The 20,324-nt window shown below is 42.4% G+C and carries 23 protein-coding genes; all 23 read left to right on the top strand.

Annotated elements, in window-relative coordinates:
- Nucleotides 1-149: 149 nt before the first annotated feature.
- The 23 genes from ACFS5N_RS19150 to ACFS5N_RS19040 all read left to right on the top strand — a co-directional run bounded on the left by ACFS5N_RS19150 (nt 150) and on the right by ACFS5N_RS19040 (nt 20,323).
- On the top strand, nt 150-1,034 hold the full coding sequence (locus ACFS5N_RS19150) for a diacylglycerol/lipid kinase family protein (protein WP_377189622.1): 885 nt from the start codon (nt 150-152) through the stop codon (nt 1,032-1,034).
- 43 nt (nt 1,035-1,077) lie between these two features.
- Nucleotides 1,078-1,419, top strand: coding sequence for a translation initiation factor (locus tag ACFS5N_RS19145; RefSeq protein WP_377189619.1), 342 nt, complete (start codon nt 1,078-1,080; stop codon nt 1,417-1,419).
- A 661-nt stretch (nt 1,420-2,080) separates the two neighbouring features.
- A complete protein-coding gene (locus ACFS5N_RS19140) occupies nt 2,081-2,914 on the top strand; it encodes a MotA/TolQ/ExbB proton channel family protein (RefSeq protein WP_377189616.1) in 834 nt (277 codons plus the stop codon).
- An 83-nt stretch (nt 2,915-2,997) separates the two neighbouring features.
- Nucleotides 2,998-3,612, top strand: a complete 615-nt coding sequence (locus ACFS5N_RS19135; RefSeq protein WP_377189613.1) for a biopolymer transporter ExbD — start codon at nt 2,998-3,000, stop codon at nt 3,610-3,612.
- Nucleotides 3,613-3,618: 6 nt separating this feature from the next.
- Nucleotides 3,619-4,158, top strand: coding sequence for an ExbD/TolR family protein (locus ACFS5N_RS19130; protein WP_377189610.1), 540 nt, complete (start codon nt 3,619-3,621; stop codon nt 4,156-4,158).
- Nucleotides 4,159-4,181: 23 nt separating this feature from the next.
- Nucleotides 4,182-5,006 carry an energy transducer TonB gene (locus ACFS5N_RS19125; protein WP_377189607.1) on the top strand — a complete coding sequence of 275 codons (825 nt, stop codon included), beginning with the start codon at nt 4,182-4,184 and terminating at the stop codon, nt 5,004-5,006.
- A gap of 223 nt (nt 5,007-5,229) precedes the next feature.
- The gene (locus tag ACFS5N_RS19120; RefSeq protein ID WP_377189604.1) at nt 5,230-6,150 is read left to right on the top strand and encodes a PstS family phosphate ABC transporter substrate-binding protein; all 921 of its coding nucleotides are present in this window, start codon (nt 5,230-5,232) and stop codon (nt 6,148-6,150) included.
- Nucleotides 6,151-6,179: 29 nt separating this feature from the next.
- Nucleotides 6,180-7,892 carry a tetratricopeptide repeat protein gene (locus tag ACFS5N_RS19115; protein WP_377189601.1) on the top strand — a complete coding sequence of 571 codons (1,713 nt, stop codon included), beginning with the start codon at nt 6,180-6,182 and terminating at the stop codon, nt 7,890-7,892.
- A 67-nt stretch (nt 7,893-7,959) separates the two neighbouring features.
- Nucleotides 7,960-8,331 (top strand): NADH-quinone oxidoreductase subunit A, encoded by a 372-nt coding sequence (locus ACFS5N_RS19110; RefSeq protein WP_377189598.1) that lies wholly within the window; start codon nt 7,960-7,962, stop codon nt 8,329-8,331.
- Between the two features lie 306 nt (nt 8,332-8,637).
- The gene (locus ACFS5N_RS19105) at nt 8,638-9,180 is read left to right on the top strand and encodes an NADH-quinone oxidoreductase subunit B (RefSeq protein ID WP_377189595.1); all 543 of its coding nucleotides are present in this window, start codon (nt 8,638-8,640) and stop codon (nt 9,178-9,180) included.
- The gene (locus tag ACFS5N_RS19100; RefSeq protein WP_377189592.1) at nt 9,180-9,683 is read left to right on the top strand and encodes an NADH-quinone oxidoreductase subunit C; all 504 of its coding nucleotides are present in this window, start codon (nt 9,180-9,182) and stop codon (nt 9,681-9,683) included. Before ACFS5N_RS19105 ends, ACFS5N_RS19100 begins: the two co-directional genes overlap by 1 nt.
- Before the next feature lie 3 nt (nt 9,684-9,686).
- A complete protein-coding gene (locus ACFS5N_RS19095; protein ID WP_377189589.1) occupies nt 9,687-10,898 on the top strand; it encodes an NADH-quinone oxidoreductase subunit D in 1,212 nt (403 codons plus the stop codon).
- Complete coding sequence (locus ACFS5N_RS19090) at nt 10,891-11,412, top strand: NADH-quinone oxidoreductase subunit NuoE family protein (RefSeq protein WP_377189586.1); 522 nt, start codon at nt 10,891-10,893, stop codon at nt 11,410-11,412. The genes ACFS5N_RS19095 and ACFS5N_RS19090 overlap by 8 nt, the downstream gene beginning before the upstream one ends.
- Nucleotides 11,413-11,429: 17 nt before the next feature.
- Nucleotides 11,430-11,609 (top strand): hypothetical protein, encoded by a 180-nt coding sequence (locus ACFS5N_RS19085; protein ID WP_377189583.1) that lies wholly within the window; start codon nt 11,430-11,432, stop codon nt 11,607-11,609.
- Between the two features lie 17 nt (nt 11,610-11,626).
- Complete coding sequence (locus ACFS5N_RS19080; protein ID WP_377189580.1) at nt 11,627-11,806, top strand: hypothetical protein; 180 nt, start codon at nt 11,627-11,629, stop codon at nt 11,804-11,806.
- 3 nt (nt 11,807-11,809) lie between these two features.
- Nucleotides 11,810-13,183 (top strand): NADH-quinone oxidoreductase subunit NuoF, encoded by a 1,374-nt coding sequence (gene nuoF / locus ACFS5N_RS19075; protein ID WP_377189577.1) that lies wholly within the window; start codon nt 11,810-11,812, stop codon nt 13,181-13,183.
- A 236-nt stretch (nt 13,184-13,419) separates the two neighbouring features.
- Nucleotides 13,420-14,418: a 2Fe-2S iron-sulfur cluster-binding protein gene (locus ACFS5N_RS19070; RefSeq protein ID WP_377189574.1), complete on the top strand. Its 999-nt coding sequence runs from the start codon at nt 13,420-13,422 to the stop codon at nt 14,416-14,418.
- Entirely contained in the window at nt 14,418-15,461 is a 1,044-nt protein-coding gene (gene nuoH, locus ACFS5N_RS19065) for an NADH-quinone oxidoreductase subunit NuoH (protein ID WP_377189571.1), read from the top strand. Before ACFS5N_RS19070 ends, nuoH begins: the two co-directional genes overlap by 1 nt.
- Before the next feature lie 2 nt (nt 15,462-15,463).
- Complete coding sequence (locus tag ACFS5N_RS19060; RefSeq protein ID WP_377189568.1) at nt 15,464-15,961, top strand: NuoI/complex I 23 kDa subunit family protein; 498 nt, start codon at nt 15,464-15,466, stop codon at nt 15,959-15,961.
- A 58-nt stretch (nt 15,962-16,019) separates the two neighbouring features.
- Nucleotides 16,020-16,520: an NADH-quinone oxidoreductase subunit J family protein gene (locus ACFS5N_RS19055; RefSeq protein ID WP_377189565.1), complete on the top strand. Its 501-nt coding sequence runs from the start codon at nt 16,020-16,022 to the stop codon at nt 16,518-16,520.
- Nucleotides 16,521-16,525: 5 nt separating this feature from the next.
- Nucleotides 16,526-16,855 carry an NADH-quinone oxidoreductase subunit NuoK gene (nuoK, locus tag ACFS5N_RS19050; RefSeq protein ID WP_377189562.1) on the top strand — a complete coding sequence of 110 codons (330 nt, stop codon included), beginning with the start codon at nt 16,526-16,528 and terminating at the stop codon, nt 16,853-16,855.
- A 100-nt stretch (nt 16,856-16,955) separates the two neighbouring features.
- Nucleotides 16,956-18,860 carry an NADH-quinone oxidoreductase subunit L gene (gene nuoL, locus ACFS5N_RS19045; protein ID WP_377189559.1) on the top strand — a complete coding sequence of 635 codons (1,905 nt, stop codon included), beginning with the start codon at nt 16,956-16,958 and terminating at the stop codon, nt 18,858-18,860.
- A 2-nt stretch (nt 18,861-18,862) separates the two neighbouring features.
- On the top strand, nt 18,863-20,323 hold the full coding sequence (locus ACFS5N_RS19040; RefSeq protein WP_377189556.1) for a complex I subunit 4 family protein: 1,461 nt from the start codon (nt 18,863-18,865) through the stop codon (nt 20,321-20,323).
- Nucleotide 20,324 lies beyond the last annotated feature (1 nt).

Genomic DNA, 20,324 nt, shown 5'->3' with positions numbered 1-20,324 from the left:
AGAAGATGGTTTTAGCACTTTTTTACGTGGTTGCAATCCGGTCCTGCCGCGGCAAGACAAAAAATCAGTCCACTATCGTGCGCCAAAATTAAAACAATTTTTACAAAGCCGAAATTACATTTACTTTTGACGGCCAAAAAAATAAATTATTGAAACGGAAAACGTTATTTATCATTAACCCAATATCAGGGGGGAAGAAGAAGGATAGGGTACCTGAATTGGTTAAAAGTCATTTCAAGGGTGAGGCGGCTATTGTATTTACCACGGGTGTGTCGCATGCCAATGAAGTTGCAGCCAAAGCTATAGGTGAATATGATATGGTGGTTGCCGTCGGAGGCGATGGCACTATCAATGAAGTAGCGTCGGCACTGGTAGGTAGCACGACGGTTCTCGGGGTGGTGCCGTGCGGGTCGGGCAATGGCTTGTCTCGCTTTTTGCAGATACCTATGGATATTGAAAAGGCTATTGAGAATTTAAATGGCGATAATGTTGCAATGATTGATTCGGCAACAGCCAATGGCAAACCGTTTTTCAATATGGCCGGTATGGGCTTCGATGCGCACATCAGCGAGGTGTTTTCGCACAATAAAAAGCGGGGCTTTATCTCGTATATCAAGTCGTCTTTGCAAGAGGTTATTAACTATAAATCACAATATTACCATTTGGAGATTGATGGTAAAATATATGAACGTGAGGCATTTATGGTAAGTTTTGCCAATTCTTCTCAATATGGAAATAATGCGCATGTGTCGCCGCAGGCTTCTGTTCAGGACGGTTTGCTGGATGTTTGCATCATTAAGCCGTTTCCGTTGTACAGATTTGCTTCGCTGGTTATCCGCATGTTTAATAAAACGGCAAACAAATCGCGCTTTGTCGAAATTATTAACGGAGAGCACATTGTAGTAAAACGTAAAGCTAAAGGCCCTATGCACCTGGACGGTGAGCCTGAAATTGCAGAGGCTGAAGTTAAGATAGACATTTTGCCAGCGTCGTTAAATATTTTGGTTGGTAAGAGCTTTAATGATGTAGCTTGACGATCATCACGAAAGCAAAAAGGGTTACTGAATAACAAAATTTATGTCAAAAAAGAATAAAACCAATTCAGGTATTATGTACTCAACTGATCCTGATTTTCAGTATAACAGTGAGAACGACGCCGCTCATACAACATTGCCTCCGCAACAGCAAAACCTCAAAATTTACCTTGACCGCAAAGGTGGTGGTAAAATGGTATCGGCGGTGGGCGGTTTTGTGGGCAGCACCGGTGATCTGGAAGCGCTGGGAAAAAAACTTAAAACCAAATGTGGCGTAGGGGGTACTGTTAAAGATGGCGAGATACTTATACAAGGCGATTTTAGAGATAAAATACTAGCGCTGCTACAGACTGAAGGTTATAAAGTGAAAAAAGCCGGGGGATAATATTAAAAAACTATTTACGGCTAACTAAATTATTGGGGTTGATTTACGGCTGCATAAGTGCCTTATTAATAAATAGCTAGCCAAATAATTTTTAATTTGATTTTTGACTAATTTTTTAGTTAATATTGTATAGGTACAAAAAATAGTTAGCCAAATGTTTGTTTTAATGCATAAAGTGCTAATATTGCCTACCGATTATAAGTAAGATAATACTTTATAAATTACATCTGCCGCGTATAATGTTTTGTAAAAGCAGGCGTTATAGTTTAGTTACCGCTGTGGTGGGGAAGAGTTTTTTAAGTACAATTTATCGCAATAAAATACAGGCGGCAAACAGGCCTCAGATCAGTTTGTTGAATAATAATTATAACAAGATAATTACAAGTTTATAACAGTATAATTACATAATTTTTGCACCGCGCAGCTTGCTATTTAAAAAAATAATAAGTTTTATTGTAAAAAATTGTTGTAACAAGTATTTGTCTTGTATGGATTAACACTGTGTTAAAGCATTATCAAAGCGGAACATTAAATTAATGTTAAAGAATAACAAAAGTCTTTTTTTATTTATGTAAAATTCTATTTTTGTTATCCGCTAGTAAAAAAGCATTATAATTAACTAACTAAAATAAACAAAAACTAAAAACTAAAATTTAAAGTAATGGCAAACGCACCAACAAAACCAACTACCGTTAAGACAGAAAAAAGCTCAAGTGCATCTGGCTTGTTTGCGACCTTAGCTATCCCTCTTTGCCTTGTAGTGACTATCGCAATTTTCACTTTGGTATTAGCAGATCCTAGTCACTATAAAGGTGGCGACGTTACCGGTGGTGAGCCTACAGACGTATTCGGTATCATTCACAGAGGTGGTTACCTGGTACCATTGGTAATGGGTTACGTATTGATGGTAATTGTATTCTCTATTGAGCGTTTTATCGTTATCGGTAAAGCTTCAGGTACTTCAAGCATTGACGCTTTTGTTAGAAAAATCCAGGGTTTCTTAACCGCCGGTAATATTGACGCTGCTTCTGCAGAGTGCGACAAACAAAAAGGTTCAGTAGCTAACGTAATCAAATCAGGTTTGAAAAAATACCGCGAAATGGAATTGGAAACTACATTAGACGTTGACCAAAAAACATTAGCTATCCAAAAAGACATCGAAGAAGCAACATCATTGGAAATGCCAATGTTAGAGCAAAACTTAACTATCATCGCTACTTTGGTATCTATCGGTACATTATCTGGTCTGTTAGGTACGGTAATCGGTATGATCAAGGCGTTCCACGAGTTGGCAGGTACTGGTGCTAATACATCAGCATTATCAGCAGCTATCTCTGAAGCGCTTGTAAATACAGCGTTAGGTATCGGTACTTCAGCATTGTCAATTGTTATGTATAACGTATTTACATCAAAAATTGACGGCTTGACTTATGCTATCGACGAAACTGGTTTCAGCATTGTTTCTACTTTCGCTGCAACCCACAAAAACAAATAAATTTTAGTGTTAGTATAAATCTGGCCGGGCAGGCCCGGCCAGATTGTTTCAATTATTTCATTAACACTATATTTTAAAAAATTATGGCTAAAGTAAAAGTCCCACGGAAGAGTACAGCAATTGACATGACTGCAATGTGCGACGTTGCGTTCCTGCTGCTTACCTTCTTCATATTATCTGCAAAACCAAAAGTGCAGGACCCGTTGCATGCAGATATTCCTGCATCAACAACTATACAAGCCCTGCCAGAGACTGATTTTTCCAGTCTGTTGGTTTCACAGGGAAAGGTGGTTTTCAGTGTTGAAGGCGCCGACGTGCGTATGGAGACATTGAAAGGTATGGCAGACCAATACAAGATCAGCTTCACACCAGAAGAAATTAAGCAATTTGCCAGCCTGGACAGCTATGGCTATCCGGTTAGCTTTTTAAAGCAATATTTGGCTATGCCTTCTGCTGAACGTGCAAAATACCCGGTAACCGGCGTACCTGTTGATACCACTGACAATAACGAGCTTTTCTGGTGGGTTAAAAATGCCCGTAAAGCAGATAAGCTGGTTCACAGCAAAGAGCTTAAAATTGCAATTAAAGGTGACAGCAAAGAGGAGTATCCTACCATTGCTAAAATCATCAAAACACTGCAGAAGCAAGAAGTTAACAAATTTGGTTTAATTACATCGTTAAAAACGGTAGCAAAATAAGAAAACATGGCAGAATTAGATACCTCCGGTGGGGGTAAAAAAGACGGTGGCAAGGTAAGAACCAAGAAAAAGAACGCCCGGGTTGACTTAACCGCGATGGTGGACTTGGCGTTCTTACTAATCACTTTCTTTATCCTTACCACAACACTGCAAAAGCCCAAAGCAATGGACTTGACCATGCCGGATAAAGACGAAAAAAATAACAACCAATTGCCTGTTCCGGAAACCCGCACAATGACTGTGTTGCTGGGGTCAAATAACAAGGTAGAATGGTTTATGGGTATGCCAACCAACCCGCTGACAGCTCCAACTGTTACTGGTTTTGGTAAAACAGGTATACGTGAGTCTTTGTTAGAGAAAAGCAAAGAAGTTATGGCTAAATCAGGTAAGCCAATGATCGTTATCATTAAACCAAGCGATAAATCAACTTATGCAGACATGGTAAGCATGATGGATGAGTTAAATATTGTTGGTAATGAGCAACGTGCTATTGTTGACATCAGCCCGGCTGAAATTGGTTTGCTGAAGAGAGACAACGTTTATTAATATTAAAAATTAAAGCTTAAATAATGCTTAGATCTAAATTAGACATCATAAATCAGGATTGGATCGATGTTGTTTTTAACAATAGAAACAAAGCTTACGGAGCATATGAGCTAAGAAAGAACAGCCCGGGCAGAACTAACCGTGCACTTTTCTTTGGTGCTGCATTCTTCGTCTTTGTAATTTCGTTACCAACAATCATTAATAAGATCCAGGGTTTTATTCCAAAAGCTCCACCTAAGGTAAAGATCACGGACGTGGTTTTAACACCACCTCCGCCTGATACAAAAAAATTGCCACCTCCGCCACCTCCTGAACCGCCAAAACCAAAAACGGATCAGGTAAAATTTCCGCCTCCGATTGTGAAGCCGGATAACGAGGTGCATGAAGAACCGCCAACTCAGAAAGACCTGCAGACTTCTGACCCTGGTCAGAAAGACCAAAAAGGCGACCCGAATGCCGACATCCGCATCGACGAGCCTGTAGGTAACAGCGATACAAAAGCTGTTACTGAGGATGATGGTAATAAAATATTTACCCAGGTAGAAGCTATGCCTGAATTCCCTGGAGGCTTAGAGGCATTTGGTAAATATTTAACAGACAATATCAAATTCCCTGCTGTTGATAGAGAAAATGGTGTCAGCGGTAAAGTGTTCTGTACTTTCGTTGTTGAAAAAGACGGAAGCTTAACTGATATCGTAGCAGTACGTGGCCCAAGCCAAACCATGAAAGATGAGGCTGTTCGCGTATTGAAAAAATCACCAAAATGGAAACCAGGTAAACAAAACGGCCGCCCTGTACGTGTAAACTACACGGTGCCAATTAACTTTACGTTGGAAACTCAAGACTAGCGCATGCCTTACAATTCTCGTGATAAACAGAAATCGCTCCAAAGGCGATTTCTGTTTATTTTTGGAGTATTTGCATTTATCTGTTATTTAGCTGCTGGTCTTACTGTAATATTCTGGGATGAGATTTTACCAGATTACGGTGTCAAAAAAATCGTATTCGGTATACTGCTTATCATTTACGGAATTTACAGATTTATAAGGCTATTTAAAAAGGAAGACACCGATGAATAAAAGAGCCGGGTTTTTATTACTAAGCTTGTCTGCATTGTTTTGTTTGCAAAGCTGCAAACAAAAATCAACCCCGGCGGTGCAGGAAGACACCGTTAATTCAGGTACAATAGCAATAGCTGCCGATGAATCGGCAGAGGCTATTGTTGAAGAAGTTGCTTATATATTTAAGCATTTTAATGAGAAGGCAAATCTGCAGATCTCTTATCAAACAGAAAATACCGTTTTAAGACGTTTATTGAACGACAGCGTAAGGTTCGCCATTTTAACGCGCGACCTGAGCGCTGACGAAAAAAAGATATTAACCGAGCGTACCTTGCCGCCGGTAACCCAACGATTCGCCGTTGACGCAGTTACATTAATTGTTAACCAGGCATCGGCGGATACCCAAATGACCGTAAGCGACGTCAAAAAAATGCTTAACGGACAGACTAAAACTAATGTGGATATCGTTTTTGATAATCCAAACTCAAGTTTGGTGAGGTATTTGAAAGACTTTTCAGGCAATAAAGAGTTTAAACTAAAAAACGTTTTTGCAGTCAAAAACAATAAAGAAGTTATAAAATATATCAGCCAGCATCCGCAGGCCATTGGGATAACCGGTTTCAGCTGGTTAAATGATCCGGACAAAGATTATGCTGATGCGGTAGGAAAAGTAAAGATTGTAGGCATACGGGATGAAAATAGCAAACAGGCCCCCAGCCAGTACTTTAAACCGTCACAAACAACTTTGGCGTTAAACCAATATCCTTTTGCCAGAAATTTGTACCTTGTAAATTCCACAGGTAAAATGGGTCTTGGATCGGGATTTGCTCAATTTGTAATGAGCGACAGAGGGCAGAGGATAATTTTAAGATCGGGTATATTGCCTGACTCAATACCGCCAAGGGATATAGTTATTAAACGAAACTTATAAACACATACTAACTAAAAATTAATTAAGCAATGAAAATGATCAGTAAAATAGCTAGTGTAGCATTGGGACTGGTATTTATCGGGTCGGCAGTTTTTGCGCAGAGTTTAGACGACGCTAAAAAAGCTATTGATGCCGAGCAGTATCAGAAAGCAAAAGGGATGCTGAAAAATTTGACAGTTACGCAACCTAAAAGCGACGAAAACCTTTTCTACTTAGGATGGGTATATTTAATTCAGGATTATGCTGATTCAGCAAAAGCCACTTTTACTAAAGGTATAGCGCTTGAACCAAAATCAGCCTTAAACTACGTGGGTTTGGGCGCAGTTGCTTTAGCTGCTAATGATAATGCCGGCGCTACTTCGCAATTTAACCAGGCTATTTCAGTTACCGGTAAAAAAGACGACCAGCCATATTTGTATATAGGTAAGGCTTATTTGATGGATGCAAAAGACGGTAAATTTCCGCCTGCCAAAGCAAATGCAGCTATCGACGCTTTAACTAAAGCAAAAACTATTAACCCTAAAGACGTAGACGTACAAGTTACTTTGGGTAACGCCTACCGTTCGCAATTGAATAGCAACGCTGCTTACGACGCGTATCAAGGTGCTTTGACGCTTGATCCAAAATCAGTTAGCGCCAACGTTGCTACTGGCGTACTATGGCGCTATGCGCATAACTATGAGGATTCTGAAAAGCAATTCCAAGCAGCTATCGCTATAGATCCAAACTATGGCCCGGCTTACCGTGAACTGGCGGAAACTCAGAAAGACGAAGCTCAGGAAAATATTAAAGTAGCTTCAGCAAAAATCAAGGAAGCAGTTGAGAACTATAAAAAATATATCACGTTAACCGATGAGTCTTTAGAGTCGTTGTTGCGTTATGCCGACTTCCTGGTTAATGCCGGCGATTACACAACCTTGCAGGAAGTTGCTACTAAACTTTCAAAAAATGCTAACGCTAACGCTCGCGTATATCGTTATTTAGGTTATGCTGCTTATGAGAACAAAGACTACAAAGCAGGTTTAGATGCTTTGAACAGCTGGTTTACCAAAGCTACACCTAACCGTATTTTACCGCTTGACTACTATTACCTGGGCCGTTTACAAGTAGCTGCCGGCGATACTACTAAGGGTATTGAAAGCCTTAAAAAGTACGCCGACCTGGATACTAACAAGGTACAGGATGCCTATGCCGATATCATAGCCATTTATAAGGCAAAAAAAGACTATTTAAATACCGCTAAAGCGTATGATGAAGAGACAAGCAAGGTGCACAAACCTTTAGTTACTGATCACGTTTATCAAGGTATTTATTATTACTTCTCTTTCAGTTCTAAAAACCCAGATTCGACTTTATTAGTAAAGGCTGATTCAGCTTTAAGTTTCGCTCAAAAAGCAATGGGCGATAAGGTACCGCCTTCTATTTATCAATATCGAGCGCGCGTTGCATTACTAAAAGATGGCGATGTAAATAACATGAAAGGCTTACCGCTGCCTTATTATAACAAAATAATAGAGTATTATACAGCTAATCCGCCAACCAGCGACAGAGATAAGAAAGATTTTGCTGAAGCCTACGCCTATTTAGGGACCTATGCCCAGTATCATGATAAAGATGATGCAAAGGCAAATGAAAATTTTACTAAGGCGAAGGAGCTTAACCCTGATAGCAAACAAGCTAATTACTATTTTGAACAGAAAAACGGCGGGGCTGCATCTCCACCAAAAAAAGCTAGCAAGTAATATCTAATAAAAAAGGCTCCGTTCGGGGCCTTTTTTATTTACCCTTCATTTGTATATATTTGCAGCCATGGAAGCACAAAGTTTACCCGTAAATTATTTACCTATCATATTTCAGATCATCGTAGCTGTGGCTTTTGCCGTAGGTACCATGTTTGCCACCCACAAACTTGGGCCAAAGCGTAAAACGAAAGATAAACTCACCCCGTTTGAGTCGGGTATTGAGGTTATTGGTAACGCACGCACGCCTATATCGATTAAATACTTCCTGGTAGCTATCCTGTTTGTGTTGTTTGATGTCGAAGTGATATTTATGTATCCCTGGGCAGTAAACTTCAAAGCTTTAGGGTCAACCGGTATGATTGAGATGTTTATCTTCATGGCAACATTGCTGGCCGGCTTTATCTATGTTATTAAAAAAGGCGCTTTAAACTGGGATTAACTCCTCCCAACCTTTACTTATCGAGGAAGGCTCTTGAAAGAAAATTAGTCTATGTCATTTCGAACGATAGTGAGAAATCTATGCATAGATATTTAGGCCAAACTAAGCATGTGTATAGATTTCTCACTATTGTTCGAAATGACAAGGGCGAAGATTGTTGACTTAAAAAATTGCTTATGCGATATTTGTTTAGAATAATTCTAAATATATCTGCAGGAATTATAAGTGTACAAAATACAATGTTTTTTATCATAAATTTGCGCATTCTATCTACGTTTTGGATAGAAATTTGTAGTAATACATTTCATGAGTGATATTCAAATAGTTAATGCTCCCGCCGGTGTGGAAGGAGCAGGATTCTTTGCCACATCGCTTGATCAGGCCGTAGGTCTGGCTCGCGCAAATTCATTATGGCCATTACCCTTTGCAACTTCATGTTGCGGTATCGAGTTTATGGCCACTATGGCTTCACACTATGACTTGTCGAGATTTGGTGCAGAACGTTTGAGCTTCTCGCCGCGCCAGGCCGATTTATTAATGGTTATGGGTACCATCGCTAAAAAAATGGGTCCTGTGCTGCGTCAGGTTTACCTGCAAATGGCCGAACCGCGTTGGGTTATGGCCGTGGGCGCTTGCGCATCGAGCGGTGGTATATTTGATACCTATTCTGTATTGCAGGGTATTGACGAGATTATCCCGGTTGACGTTTACGTGCCTGGCTGCCCTCCGCGCCCTGAAGCTATTATTGATGGCTTTATGCACATACAGGAGTTGGTTAAAACCGAATCATTGCGCAGAAGAGATACGCCTGAGTACCAAAAACTATTAGCTTCATACGGAATTCAGTAATGGGTAAGATCACTAACGAAGAGCTGTTAAACAGCATTAATAGTAAGTTTGAAGGAAGGATAACGGTTATAGGCGAGCCTTTTGGTTTGCTTACTATTGAGACGACTACGGATCAGATCATCGATTTGTTAAGTTACCTGAAAAATGATTCTGTACTTCAATTCATTTATTTGACAGACATTACCGCCATTCACTATCCTGAACAGGAAAAAGCTATCGGCGTATTATATCATTTACACAGCCTGGCAAATAATGTGCGTATCCGCATCAAAGTGTTTATTGATGCTGTTGATTGCCACATACCCACTGCTACCGTGCTTTGGAACGGAGCCAACTGGATGGAGCGCGAAACATACGACCTGTTCGGTGTGATTTTCGACGGTCACCCTGACTTGCGCAGAATTTTAAATGTTGACGACATGACGGCCTTCCCGATGCGGAAAGAATTCCCGCTTGAGGACCCTAACCGTGTTGATAAAAAAGATTACTTTTTCGGACGATAAGAGATGCAAAACCATCCGGTATATACAGATAACGATCCGCAGAGCGAAAACTCCACCCTTAACCTGGGTCCAACCCACCCGGCTACCCACGGGGTTTTCCAGAACGTACTGCAGTTAGATGGCGAAAGAATTGTTAGCGGCGTATCAACCATCGGGTACATTCACCGCGCTTTTGAGAAAATTGCCGAACACAGGCCGTTTTATCAGATCACGCCATTAACCGACCGCTTAAACTATTGCTCATCGCCAATCAATAACATGGGTTGGCACATGACGGTTGAGAAGCTGTTGGGTATCACTACGCCAAAACGTGTAGATTACCTTCGTATCATCGTAATGGAACTGGCACGTATAGCCGACCACATTGTGTGTAACGGCGTATTGGGTGTAGATACCGGCGCTTTTACCGGTTTCTTGTACATGATGGAGTTCCGCGAGTCGATCTACGAAATTTATGAAGAAGTTTGCGGCTCGCGCTTAACAACCAATATTGGTCGTATAGGCGGTTTTGAGCGTAACTTTAACACCAAAGCATTTGACAAACTGCGCAAATTCTTGGTTGAATTCCCAAAAACACTGAAAGAATTTGAAGCACTGTTTAACCGTAACAGGATATTTGTTGACCGTACCCGCGACGTGGCTGCTGTTACTGCCGAAGATGCATTAAGCTATAGCTGGAGCGGCCCGCTATTGCGTGCTGCCGGTGTAGATTATGATGTCCGTGCGATGAACCCGTACTCATCTTACGAAGACTTTGACTTTGAAGTACCGGTAGGAGAGAATGGCGACGTATATAACCGTTTCCTGGTGCGTAACGAAGAAATGTGGCAAAGCCTGCGCCTGATTGAACAGGCTTTGGCTAAGCTGGAGAAAGAGCCTTCAGATATTTTCCATGCGGATGTGCCTGAGTTCTACCTGCCTCCAAAAGAAGAGGTATATAATAACATGGAAGCGCTGATCTATCACTTTAAAATTGTGATGGGCGAAATACCAACACCGACTACCGAAGTTTATCATTCGGTTGAAGGTGCCAACGGCGAGTTGGGTTTTTATTTGGTTAACGATGGTGGCAGGGCTCCATATCGTTTGCACTTCCGCAGGCCAAGCTTTATTAATTACCAGATGTATGCTCCGATGAGTGCGGGGATGTTACTGTCTGACGCGATTATTAACATGAGTAGTTTAAACGTTATAGCCGGAGAATTAGATGCTTAGAGTTGAAGATACCGAATTAGTTCCGGTTGAATTTTCAGCCGCGTTGATCGCTAAGTTCGACGAGATTGTAAGCCGTTACCCGGCCGGGAAACAAAAATCGGCCCTGTTGCCAATTTTGCATTTAGTGCAGGCCGAGTTTGGCTGGACGAGTGTACTGGCAATGGATAAAGTAGCCGAATACCTTAAACTTGAACCTATCGAGGTTTATGAGGTGGCATCGTTCTACACCATGTATTTTTTACGCCCGCAGGGTAAATATGTATTAGAGGTTTGCCGCACCGGGCCTTGCTGCCTGGTTGGTGCCGAAAAGATTATGGATCATCTGGAAGAAAAACTAGGCGTTAAAGAGGGCGAAGTTACTGAAGACGGCTTATTTAGCTGGAGAGGGGTTGAATGCCTGGCCGCCTGCGGTTTTGGCCCGGTTTTACAGATTGGCCCGGAATATACCTTCTACGAGAAGTTAACCAATGAGTCGGTTGATCAATTGATCACAGACCTAAAAGCTAAAGGATAAGACCAATGTACGGGGTGATGGATAATGCAAATTTGATATTAGGCGATTCATTATTTGCATTAGGCTTCATCTTAACTATGGTAACCGGCGGATTGAACGAATACGGACTAATACTGGTGCCCCTGCTGGTTATAGCATTTGCCAGTTGTGCGGTTAGACATATTAACTATTATAACGAAACCGGGAGGTTTTACTAGCAATGAACGCTAAAACAATGATGATTATAAGGGACGTGTTGTACGCAGTGATGATTGTATTGCTGTTGCTGCCCGGAGATCTGAACCCTTTTCCGGGAATAAATATAACTTACAAGGTACTGATAGCCTTTTTGGCCTTTAGTACACGCATCTGGCAGCACGTTAACTATTATAAAGCAACGGGAAAAATATATTAAGAAATGGGACGCAAATTACTTTTACAACATATTAACGTACCCGGCATCGATACCTTTGAAGTGTATCGTCAAAACGGCGGTTACGCATCGGTTGAGAAAGCTTTAAAGAAAATGACACCTGACGAAGTGGTGGAAGAAGTGAAGAAGTCGGGTTTGCGTGGCCGCGGTGGCGCCGGTTTCCCTACCGGTATGAAATGGAGCTTCCTGGCTAAACCAGAAGGTGTACCACGTTACTTGGTTTGCAACGGTGATGAGTCTGAACCGGGCACTTTCAAAGACCGTTTTTTGATGACCTATATCCCTCACTTGTTAATTGAGGGTATGATTACCAGCAGTTATGCTTTAGGCGCTAACACATCATACATATACCTGCGTGGCGAGATGATGCCGCAGATCCGCATCCTGGAGAAAGCCATTGCAGAGGCAAAAGCAAACGGTTTCTTAGGTAAAAATATTTTGGGCAGTGGTTATGATCTGGAGCTGTATGTACAACCGGGTGGTGGTGCATACATCTGCGGTGAAGAAACTGCTTTATTAGAATCACTGGAAGGTAAACGTGGTAACCCGCGTATTAAACCGCCATTCCCGGCTATTGCTGGTTTGTATGGCTGCCCGACGGTGGTGAACAATGTCGAATCAATTGCAGCCGTAGTACCTATTGTTAATGACGGTGGCGAAGAGTATGCTAAAATTGGTATCGGCCGTAGTACTGGTACCAAACTGATATCTGCTGGTGGTAACCTGGCTAAACCTGGTGTTTACGAGATTGAGCTTGGCCTGCCGGTTGAAGAGTTTTTATATAGCGATGAGTATTGCGGTGGTATCGCTGGCGGCAAACGCTTAAAAGCGGTTGTTGCGGGTGGTTCGTCTGTACCAATTTTACCTGCTAACCTGTTCATGAAAACCATTGCCGGCGAAGGTCGCCTGATGAGCTATGAATCATTAGCCGAAGGCGGTTTTGTGAGCGGTACCATGATGGGATCAGGTGGTTTCATTGCGTTTGATGAGGATGCTTGTATCGTACGTAATACCTGGAACTTCGCCCGTTTCTATCACCACGAGAGCTGCGGACAGTGTTCGCCTTGCCGTGAAGGTACCGGTTGGATGGAAAAAGTATTGCATCGTTTAGAACATGGACACGGCAGCATGAGCGATATGGATCTTCTGGTTGACGTATCCAAAAAGATAGAAGGTAATACCATCTGTCCGCTTGGCGACGCAGCAGCATGGCCGGTAGCCAGTGCTATTCGCCATTTCCGTGACGAGTTTGAATGGCACGTATCGCACGCAAGTGAAGCGGTAACCAGAAACTATGGTTTAGCGCATTATGCTGATCCATTGCCAAAACCAGAGCCCAAGCCGGAAGCAACGGCTTAGTAAATAAATAGTACGCGCGTCATAGCGAGGCACGAAGCAATCCCCGATAGGCAATTCGGATTTGCATGTGTAGAGATTGCTTCGTTCCTCGCAATGACGTGTCGAGATAAGGAATTGTCATCCTGACCGTAAGCGAAGGATCTTATCAAGGCGACAAACAAAGCGCATAAGATGTTTCGCTATCGCTCAACATGACAAAAAAGAATAAATAATAATTTGACTAAGATAAAGCGTCAATGAAAGTAACAATAGACGGAATATCAGTAGAAGTACCAGACGGAACCAGTATCCTGAACGCTGCCAGAATTATTGGTGGCGATGTGGTGCCGCCTGCTATGTGCTATTATTCTAAACTACAAGGTAGTGGCGGTAAATGCCGTACCTGTTTGGTGAAAGTGAGCAAAGGTTCTGAAAAAGACCCTCGCCCTATGCCTAAACTGGTAGCGTCGTGCCGCACCAATTGTATGGATGGCATGGAAGTGCAAAATATGACTTCGCCAGAGGTTATTGAGGCACGTAAAGGCGTGGTAGAGATGTTGTTGATCAATCACCCGTTGGATTGCCCTATTTGCGATCAGGCGGGTGAATGTCACCTGCAGGATCTGGGTTTTGAGCACGGTGCTGTTAAAACCCGTTATGAGTTTGACCGTCGTACATTTGAGAAAATTGATATCGGCGATAAAATTCAGTTGCACATGACCCGTTGCATCCTGTGCTACCGTTGCGTGTTCACTGCCGACCAGATTACCGACCAACGCGTACATGGCGTATTGAACCGCGGGGATCATTCTGAAATATCTACTTATATCCAGAAAGCCGTAGATAATGATTTCTCTGGAAATGTTATCGACGTTTGCCCTGTGGGTGCTTTGACTGATAAGACTTTCCGCTTTAAAAACCGTGTGTGGTTCACCAAACCGGTTGAAGCTCACCGCGATTGCGATCATGAAAAATGCAACGGTAAAGTAACCCTTTGGTACAAAGGCGATGACGTTATCCGCGTAACTGCACGTAAAGACAAATATGGCGAGGTTGAAGAGTTTATCTGCAACACCTGCCGTTTTGATAAAAAGAAAACTGCTGACTGGGTAATTGAAGGTCCGCGTAAGGTAGATCATCACTCGGTGATTAGTGCTAACCACTACGAAACCCTGAAACCGCTGCCGGTTGTTAAAACCAATCCGGTATTGCAAGAGGCTAATAAAACACAATTTGAACGCGAAACCCGATTATAATGGAATTAGCAGACATCATAGTTAAAATTATATTGGTGGTTGTGATCTTTGCGATAAGCCTGGTCATTGCCATGTATTCTACTTATGCCGAACGTAAACTGGCGGCTTTTTTTCAGGACCGTGTAGGCCCCAACCGTGCCGGCCCGTGGGGCATATTACAACCTTTGGCCGACGGTGGTAAGATGTTTCTGAAAGAAGAGATCATCCCAACCAACTCTAGCGGTTTTTTATTTATTGTTGGTCCGGCGCTGGCAATTACTACAGCATGTATAGGCTCGGCTGTTATTCCCTGGGGGCAAACGCTAACTATTGGTAACCACGTTATTGATCTGCAGGTTGCAGATATTAATGTAGGTATCCTTTACATTTTTGGCGTAGTGTCGCTGGGTGTATATGGTATCATGATTGGTGGCTGGGCATCAAATAATAAATACTCTTTGCTGGGCGCTATCCGTGCAGCGTCACAAAACATCAGCTACGAAATTTCAATGGGCTTGTCTATCATCGCATTATTGCTGGTAACAGGTACCTTGAGCCTTCGTCAGATAGCAGAGCAGCAACACGGTTTTTGGGAACATGGCTGGTTTACCTGGAACTTCTTCAAACAACCATTGGGCTTCCTGCTGTTCATCGTATGTGCTTTCGCCGAAACAAACCGTTCACCGTTCGACTTGCCTGAGTGCGAAACCGAACTGGTAGGTGGTTATCATACTGAGTACTCATCAATGAAACTGGGTTTTTACCTGTTTGCTGAGTATATCAATATGTTTATTTCATCGGCAGTTATGGCTACGCTGTATTTTGGCGGCTACAACTTTCCGTTCATGGATATGATCCATTCGCCAAACCTGGTAACCATTATTGGTGTACTGGTGCTTTTTGCAAAAATATTTGCGTTCATATTCTTCTTTATGTGGGTACGCTGGACAATCCCGCGTTTCCGTTATGACCAATTGATGGACCTGGGCTGGAAAAGCCTCATCCCTCTGGCCATAATCAATATTATTATCACCGGAGTTTGGATTACTTTTATTAGAGGATAAAGATGGAACCATTAAGTAATAAAAGAAAAGAAGTAAATAACAAGCCGCTTAACCTGCTTGAGCGTTCTTATTTACCTGCTATAGCTAAAGGGCTTTCAATTACCATGAAGCACTTCTGGAAAAAGCCGGTTACCATTTCATACCCTGAAGAACGGCGTGAGTTTTCTGAAAACTTCCGTGGTATGCACTCTTTGAAACGCGACGAGCAAGGCAGAGAGCGTTGTACCGCCTGCGGCTTGTGCGCTTTATCATGCCCGGCAGAGGCTATTACCATGACTGCTGCCGAGCGTCAGAAAGGTGAAGAAAACCTGTATCGCGAAGAAAAGTATGCTGCAGTTTATGAAATCAATATGCTGCGTTGCATTTTCTGTGGATTATGTGAGGAAGCATGCCCTAAAGAGGCAATTTATTTGGATGGCGACTTTGTTCCGTCTGATTATTTGAGAAAGGATTTTATTTACGGCAAAGACAAATTAGTTGAGGCGCCGTTAAATCAATAAAGAAGTTTTATACATTTGCCCCGATTTTTAGCGGGGCAAATGTCTTGTAAATTTAAGCATGAATACATTTTACTTTATTGCGGCTTTGTCAGTCATCTTCGCCATTTTGGTGATATCTGCCAAAAATCCGGTTCATAGTATCCTTTATCTGATCTTAACGTTTTTTACGTTCACTGTTCACTACATTTTACTGAATGCCCAGTTTCTGGCCATCGTAAACTTTATTGTTTACATGGGCGCTATCTTAGTATTATTCCTGTACACGCTGATGCTGATGAACCTGAACAAAGAGAGCGAGCCTGTCAAAACCAACCTGGTAAAAATAGCAGCGGTTATTGGTGGCGGATGTTTCCTGGTAACCATAGTAGCAGCTTTAAAAACCTTTACCGGCTCGGTACCTGTGGTATTGAAAGATACCAACCTGGGTTTGGTTAAAAACTTAGGAAAGACATTGTTCAACGAGTATTTGTTGCCTTTTGAAATTTCATCGGTATTGCTGCTATCGGCAATGGTAGGTGCGGTTTTACTGGCTACTAAAGATCCAAAACCTACTGCGTAATCATCATGGAACAATTAACACAAACCATACAAACCGTGCCGCTTAACGCTTACATCACTTTAAGCGCGGTTATATTTTCAATAGGTGTTATTGGCGTTTTGCTGCGTCGTAACGCGATAGTGATCTTTATGTCGGTTGAGTTGATGCTGAACGCTGTAAACCTGCTGTTAACCGCTTTCTCGGTTTATCTGGGCGATGCCAGCGGGCAGGTATTTGTGTTCTTCATTATGGCCCTTGCCGCAGCCGAGGTTGCAATAGGCCTGGCCATCATCGTAATGATTTACCGCAACACCAACTCGATAGACATTAAGGTACTGAATAGATTGAAATGGTAGATTGATTTCGTATTTCGGATGTTCGATTCCGGAGTTTGAATTGATTAAATAATAGAGTAAAAACGTACTACGTACAACGTTAAACGTACGACATAATACAATGGAGAAATACATCTGGCTTATTCCTTTATTACCGTTAGCCGGTTTCGTTATTAACGGCCTGGGTCGCAATACGCTGTCAAAAGGCGTAATTGGCACTATTGGCAGTTTATTGGTGCTTGTAGCATTTGGATTGAGTGTTGCTACTTTTTTCCAAATCAAATCAACCGGACATGGAATTGAAGTTAACCTGTTCGACTGGTTCAACGTAGGCAAACTGCATGTTAGCTTCTCATTCCTGGTTGACCAGTTAAGCGGTATTATGCTGATGATCATTACCGGTGTAGGTTTCCTGATCCATCTGTATTCAGTAGGCTATATGCATGACGATGACGGCTTCGGTAAGTTCTTTGCTTACCTGAACCTGTTCGTGTTCTTTATGCTTTTATTGGTGATGGGTTCAAACTACCTGATCATGTTCATTGGCTGGGAAGGTGTAGGTTTATGTTCTTACCTGCTTATCGGTTTTTGGTATACCAACCCAAGCTATGCCGATGCAGCCAAGAAAGCCTTCATCATGAACCGTATTGGTGACCTGGGTTTTTTACTGGGTATATTCCTGATCTTCCAAACTTTTGATAGCATAGCTTACAAAGAAGTATTTGAGAGAGCTACCAGCGTGCACGATGCACCATTTGTGTTGATCACTTTGCTGTTATTTGTAGGTGCAGTAGGTAAATCGGCACAGTTGCCATTGTTTACCTGGTTACCAGATGCAATGGCCGGTCCGACACCAGTTTCTGCCCTGATCCACGCCGCTACGATGGTTACTGCAGGTATCTATATGATTGCCCGCTCAAACATCCTCTTCACGCTGGCTCCTGAAACCATGGAAGTGGTTGCAGTTATCGGTTTGATCACTGCTGCTTTTGCAGCTTTGATTGCCCTGACACAAACAGATATTAAAAAGGTACTGGCTTATTCAACCGTATCTCAGCTAGGTTATATGTTCCTGGGTTTGGGCGTTGGCGCTTACACCGGAGCATTCTTCCACGTGTTAACGCATGCATTCTTTAAAGCCTTATTATTCTTAGGTGCAGGTTCTGTAATTCACGCTATGGGCGGCGAACAGGATATGCGCAAAATGGGCGGTTTGAAAGGTAAGATCAAAATAACCTTCATCACCATGCTGATTGGCACCATTGCCATCGCAGGTATACCTCCATTTTCAGGCTTTTTCTCAAAAGACGAAATCTTGGCAGCAGCCTACGCACATAACCCAACTTACTATGTAGTAGGTGTTATTACCGCTATGCTCACCTCGTTCTATATGTTCCGCATGATGTATCTGACTTTCTGGGGCAAATTCCGCGGTACACATGAACAAGAGCATCATTTACATGAGTCGCCTGCTAACATGACCATCCCGCTGATCGTGCTGGCCGTGTTATCAGCAGTAGCGGGTTTTATCGGCGTGCCGGCAGTTTTAGGCGGACATCATGAATTACATGCTTTCCTGGCCCCGGTTTTCGAGCCATCAGCCAAAATAATGGGCGAACATGAGCTAAGCAGCAGCACCGAAATGGGCCTAATGGCTGCATCAGTAATCGGAGCTTTGGTGGCTTTGATCTATGCCTATATCAAATACGTTAAAAATGCTCAGGTTCCGGTTGAAGATACGGAGGAACGCTCAATACTGACTAATCTTTCTTACCACAAATTTTATGTGGACGAAATCTATGACTTCCTGATCCGCCGTCCGTTGGATGCCCTTTCAGGTTTCTTCTATAATATTGTCGAGCGCTTAGGTATCGACGGTATAATTAACGATTTAGGTAAAGGTACTATAGAAACCAGTAAGGCTTTGCGCTTATTGCAAACCGGTAATGTTGGCTTCTACATCTTTATGATGGTTATCGGTATCGTAGCCCTTTTGGTATATAGTTTAAAATTGTTTACAATATAAAAATGACGGTTAGCATATTAATATTTTTGCCGGTAATTGCGGCGCTTGCTGTTCTGCTGTTCAAGAACGAGTCGGCTAAACACGCTGCATTATTTTTCTCGGTGATTGAACTGGCATTAGCAGGCGTGTTTTTAGCTAAGTTTACACCCGATGCCAGCAGTCAATTTGGAATTGATGTACCATGGATGCCTGCAATGGGTATTTACTTTAAAGCTGGTATTGATGGCATAAGCATGATCATGGTATTGTTAACAACAGTACTGGTTCCATTAATTATTTTGAGTACCTACGAGCATAAATACAGCAATGCTAATGCGTTTTACGCATTGATACTATTTATGCAGGCCGGTATGCTTACTGTATTTACCGCTTTAGACGGTTTCTTGTTTTACGTTGGATGGGAAGCAGCTTTAATTCCAATTTACTTTATCAGTGGACTATGGGGCGGCGAAAACAGAATTCGCGTTACCATTAAATTTTTCATCTACACCTTTGCCGGCTCATTATTCATGTTGCTGGGATTGATCTTTGTTTACCTGCAATCGCCGGGTCAAACTTATGATATTCATGATCTGTATAAAGCCGGCGCTGCTGTATCAGGTCATTCAAGCCTGATATTCTGGGCTTTCTTTATAGCCTTTGCTATCAAAATGCCTTTGTTTCCGTTCCATACCTGGCAGCCGGATACCTATACCGAGTCGCCAACTGCGGGTACCATGCTGTTATCGGGTATCATGCTTAAAATGGGTATCTACGGTGTCATCAGATGGTTGATCCCTATCATACCTGCAGGTTTTTACTCGTGGCAAACTGTTGCCATCGGTATGTCGGTTATTGGTATTGTTTACGCGTCTATCATTGCCTTCACGCAAACAGACGGTAAACGTTTAGTGGCCTATTCATCAATAGCGCACGTTGGGTTAATTGCTGCAGGTATCTTCGCTTTTAATCAGCAAGGTTTGCAAGGCTCAATGATCCAGATGCTGAGCCACGGTATCAACGTTGTTGGTATGTTCTTCATCTGGGATATTATCAGCCGTCGCATGGGTACGCGTACCCTGAGCCAGCTAGGCGGTATTGCTAAAGTTGCCCCCCAGTTTGCCATTGCCTTTTTAATTATCACCCTGGGTACGGTTGCATTGCCGTTAACCAACGGTTTTATAGGCGAATTTTTATTGTTAAACAGTGTTTATCAATTTAACATGTGGGTAGCTATTGCTGCCGGTCTTACCATCATTTTTGGCGCTGTTTATATGCTGCGCATGTACAAACATGTAATGCAGGGCACCACAAATGAGCTAACCGCTACTTTTACCGACATTACCGGTTCGGAGAAGCTGGTATTAGGCATCATTTGTTTATTGATCATTGGTTTGGGTATTTATCCGCAGCCTGTTCTGCACATCTCAGAAGCAGCGGTTAATAATTTGATAATCACTGTTAAATCATCAGGTAAGTTTTAGT

The sequence above is a fragment of the Mucilaginibacter ximonensis genome, assembly GCF_042686265.1.
Lineage (GTDB): Bacteria > Bacteroidota > Bacteroidia > Sphingobacteriales > Sphingobacteriaceae > Mucilaginibacter > Mucilaginibacter ximonensis.
The sequence above is the reverse complement of the archived record's forward strand: the minus strand, read 5'-3'. Positions and strand labels throughout refer to the sequence as shown.

What these genes read in the sequence shown, in the direction of transcription:
- ACFS5N_RS19100 (WP_377189592.1), top strand. Translation starts at nt 9,180, where the DNA reads ATGGGTAAGATCACTAACGAAGAGCTGTTAAACAGCATTAATAGTAAG.
- nuoK (WP_377189562.1), top strand. Translation starts at nt 16,526, where the DNA reads ATGGAACAATTAACACAAACCATACAAACCGTGCCGCTTAACGCTTAC.
- ACFS5N_RS19040 (WP_377189556.1), top strand. Translation starts at nt 18,863, where the DNA reads ATGACGGTTAGCATATTAATATTTTTGCCGGTAATTGCGGCGCTTGCT.
- ACFS5N_RS19135 (WP_377189613.1), top strand. Translation starts at nt 2,998, where the DNA reads ATGGCTAAAGTAAAAGTCCCACGGAAGAGTACAGCAATTGACATGACT.
- ACFS5N_RS19130 (WP_377189610.1), top strand. Translation starts at nt 3,619, where the DNA reads ATGGCAGAATTAGATACCTCCGGTGGGGGTAAAAAAGACGGTGGCAAG.
- ACFS5N_RS19115 (WP_377189601.1), top strand. Translation starts at nt 6,180, where the DNA reads ATGAAAATGATCAGTAAAATAGCTAGTGTAGCATTGGGACTGGTATTT.
- ACFS5N_RS19105 (WP_377189595.1), top strand. Translation starts at nt 8,638, where the DNA reads ATGAGTGATATTCAAATAGTTAATGCTCCCGCCGGTGTGGAAGGAGCA.
- ACFS5N_RS19140 (WP_377189616.1), top strand. Translation starts at nt 2,081, where the DNA reads ATGGCAAACGCACCAACAAAACCAACTACCGTTAAGACAGAAAAAAGC.
- ACFS5N_RS19120 (WP_377189604.1), top strand. Translation starts at nt 5,230, where the DNA reads ATGAATAAAAGAGCCGGGTTTTTATTACTAAGCTTGTCTGCATTGTTT.
- ACFS5N_RS19070 (WP_377189574.1), top strand. Translation starts at nt 13,420, where the DNA reads ATGAAAGTAACAATAGACGGAATATCAGTAGAAGTACCAGACGGAACC.
- ACFS5N_RS19060 (WP_377189568.1), top strand. Translation starts at nt 15,464, where the DNA reads ATGGAACCATTAAGTAATAAAAGAAAAGAAGTAAATAACAAGCCGCTT.
- nuoH (WP_377189571.1), top strand. Translation starts at nt 14,418, where the DNA reads ATGGAATTAGCAGACATCATAGTTAAAATTATATTGGTGGTTGTGATC.
- ACFS5N_RS19145 (WP_377189619.1), top strand. Translation starts at nt 1,078, where the DNA reads ATGTCAAAAAAGAATAAAACCAATTCAGGTATTATGTACTCAACTGAT.
- ACFS5N_RS19055 (WP_377189565.1), top strand. Translation starts at nt 16,020, where the DNA reads ATGAATACATTTTACTTTATTGCGGCTTTGTCAGTCATCTTCGCCATT.
- nuoF (WP_377189577.1), top strand. Translation starts at nt 11,810, where the DNA reads ATGGGACGCAAATTACTTTTACAACATATTAACGTACCCGGCATCGAT.
- ACFS5N_RS19080 (WP_377189580.1), top strand. Translation starts at nt 11,627, where the DNA reads ATGATGATTATAAGGGACGTGTTGTACGCAGTGATGATTGTATTGCTG.
- ACFS5N_RS19095 (WP_377189589.1), top strand. Translation starts at nt 9,687, where the DNA reads ATGCAAAACCATCCGGTATATACAGATAACGATCCGCAGAGCGAAAAC.
- nuoL (WP_377189559.1), top strand. Translation starts at nt 16,956, where the DNA reads ATGGAGAAATACATCTGGCTTATTCCTTTATTACCGTTAGCCGGTTTC.
- ACFS5N_RS19090 (WP_377189586.1), top strand. Translation starts at nt 10,891, where the DNA reads ATGCTTAGAGTTGAAGATACCGAATTAGTTCCGGTTGAATTTTCAGCC.
- ACFS5N_RS19110 (WP_377189598.1), top strand. Translation starts at nt 7,960, where the DNA reads ATGGAAGCACAAAGTTTACCCGTAAATTATTTACCTATCATATTTCAG.
- ACFS5N_RS19125 (WP_377189607.1), top strand. Translation starts at nt 4,182, where the DNA reads ATGCTTAGATCTAAATTAGACATCATAAATCAGGATTGGATCGATGTT.
- ACFS5N_RS19085 (WP_377189583.1), top strand. Translation starts at nt 11,430, where the DNA reads ATGGATAATGCAAATTTGATATTAGGCGATTCATTATTTGCATTAGGC.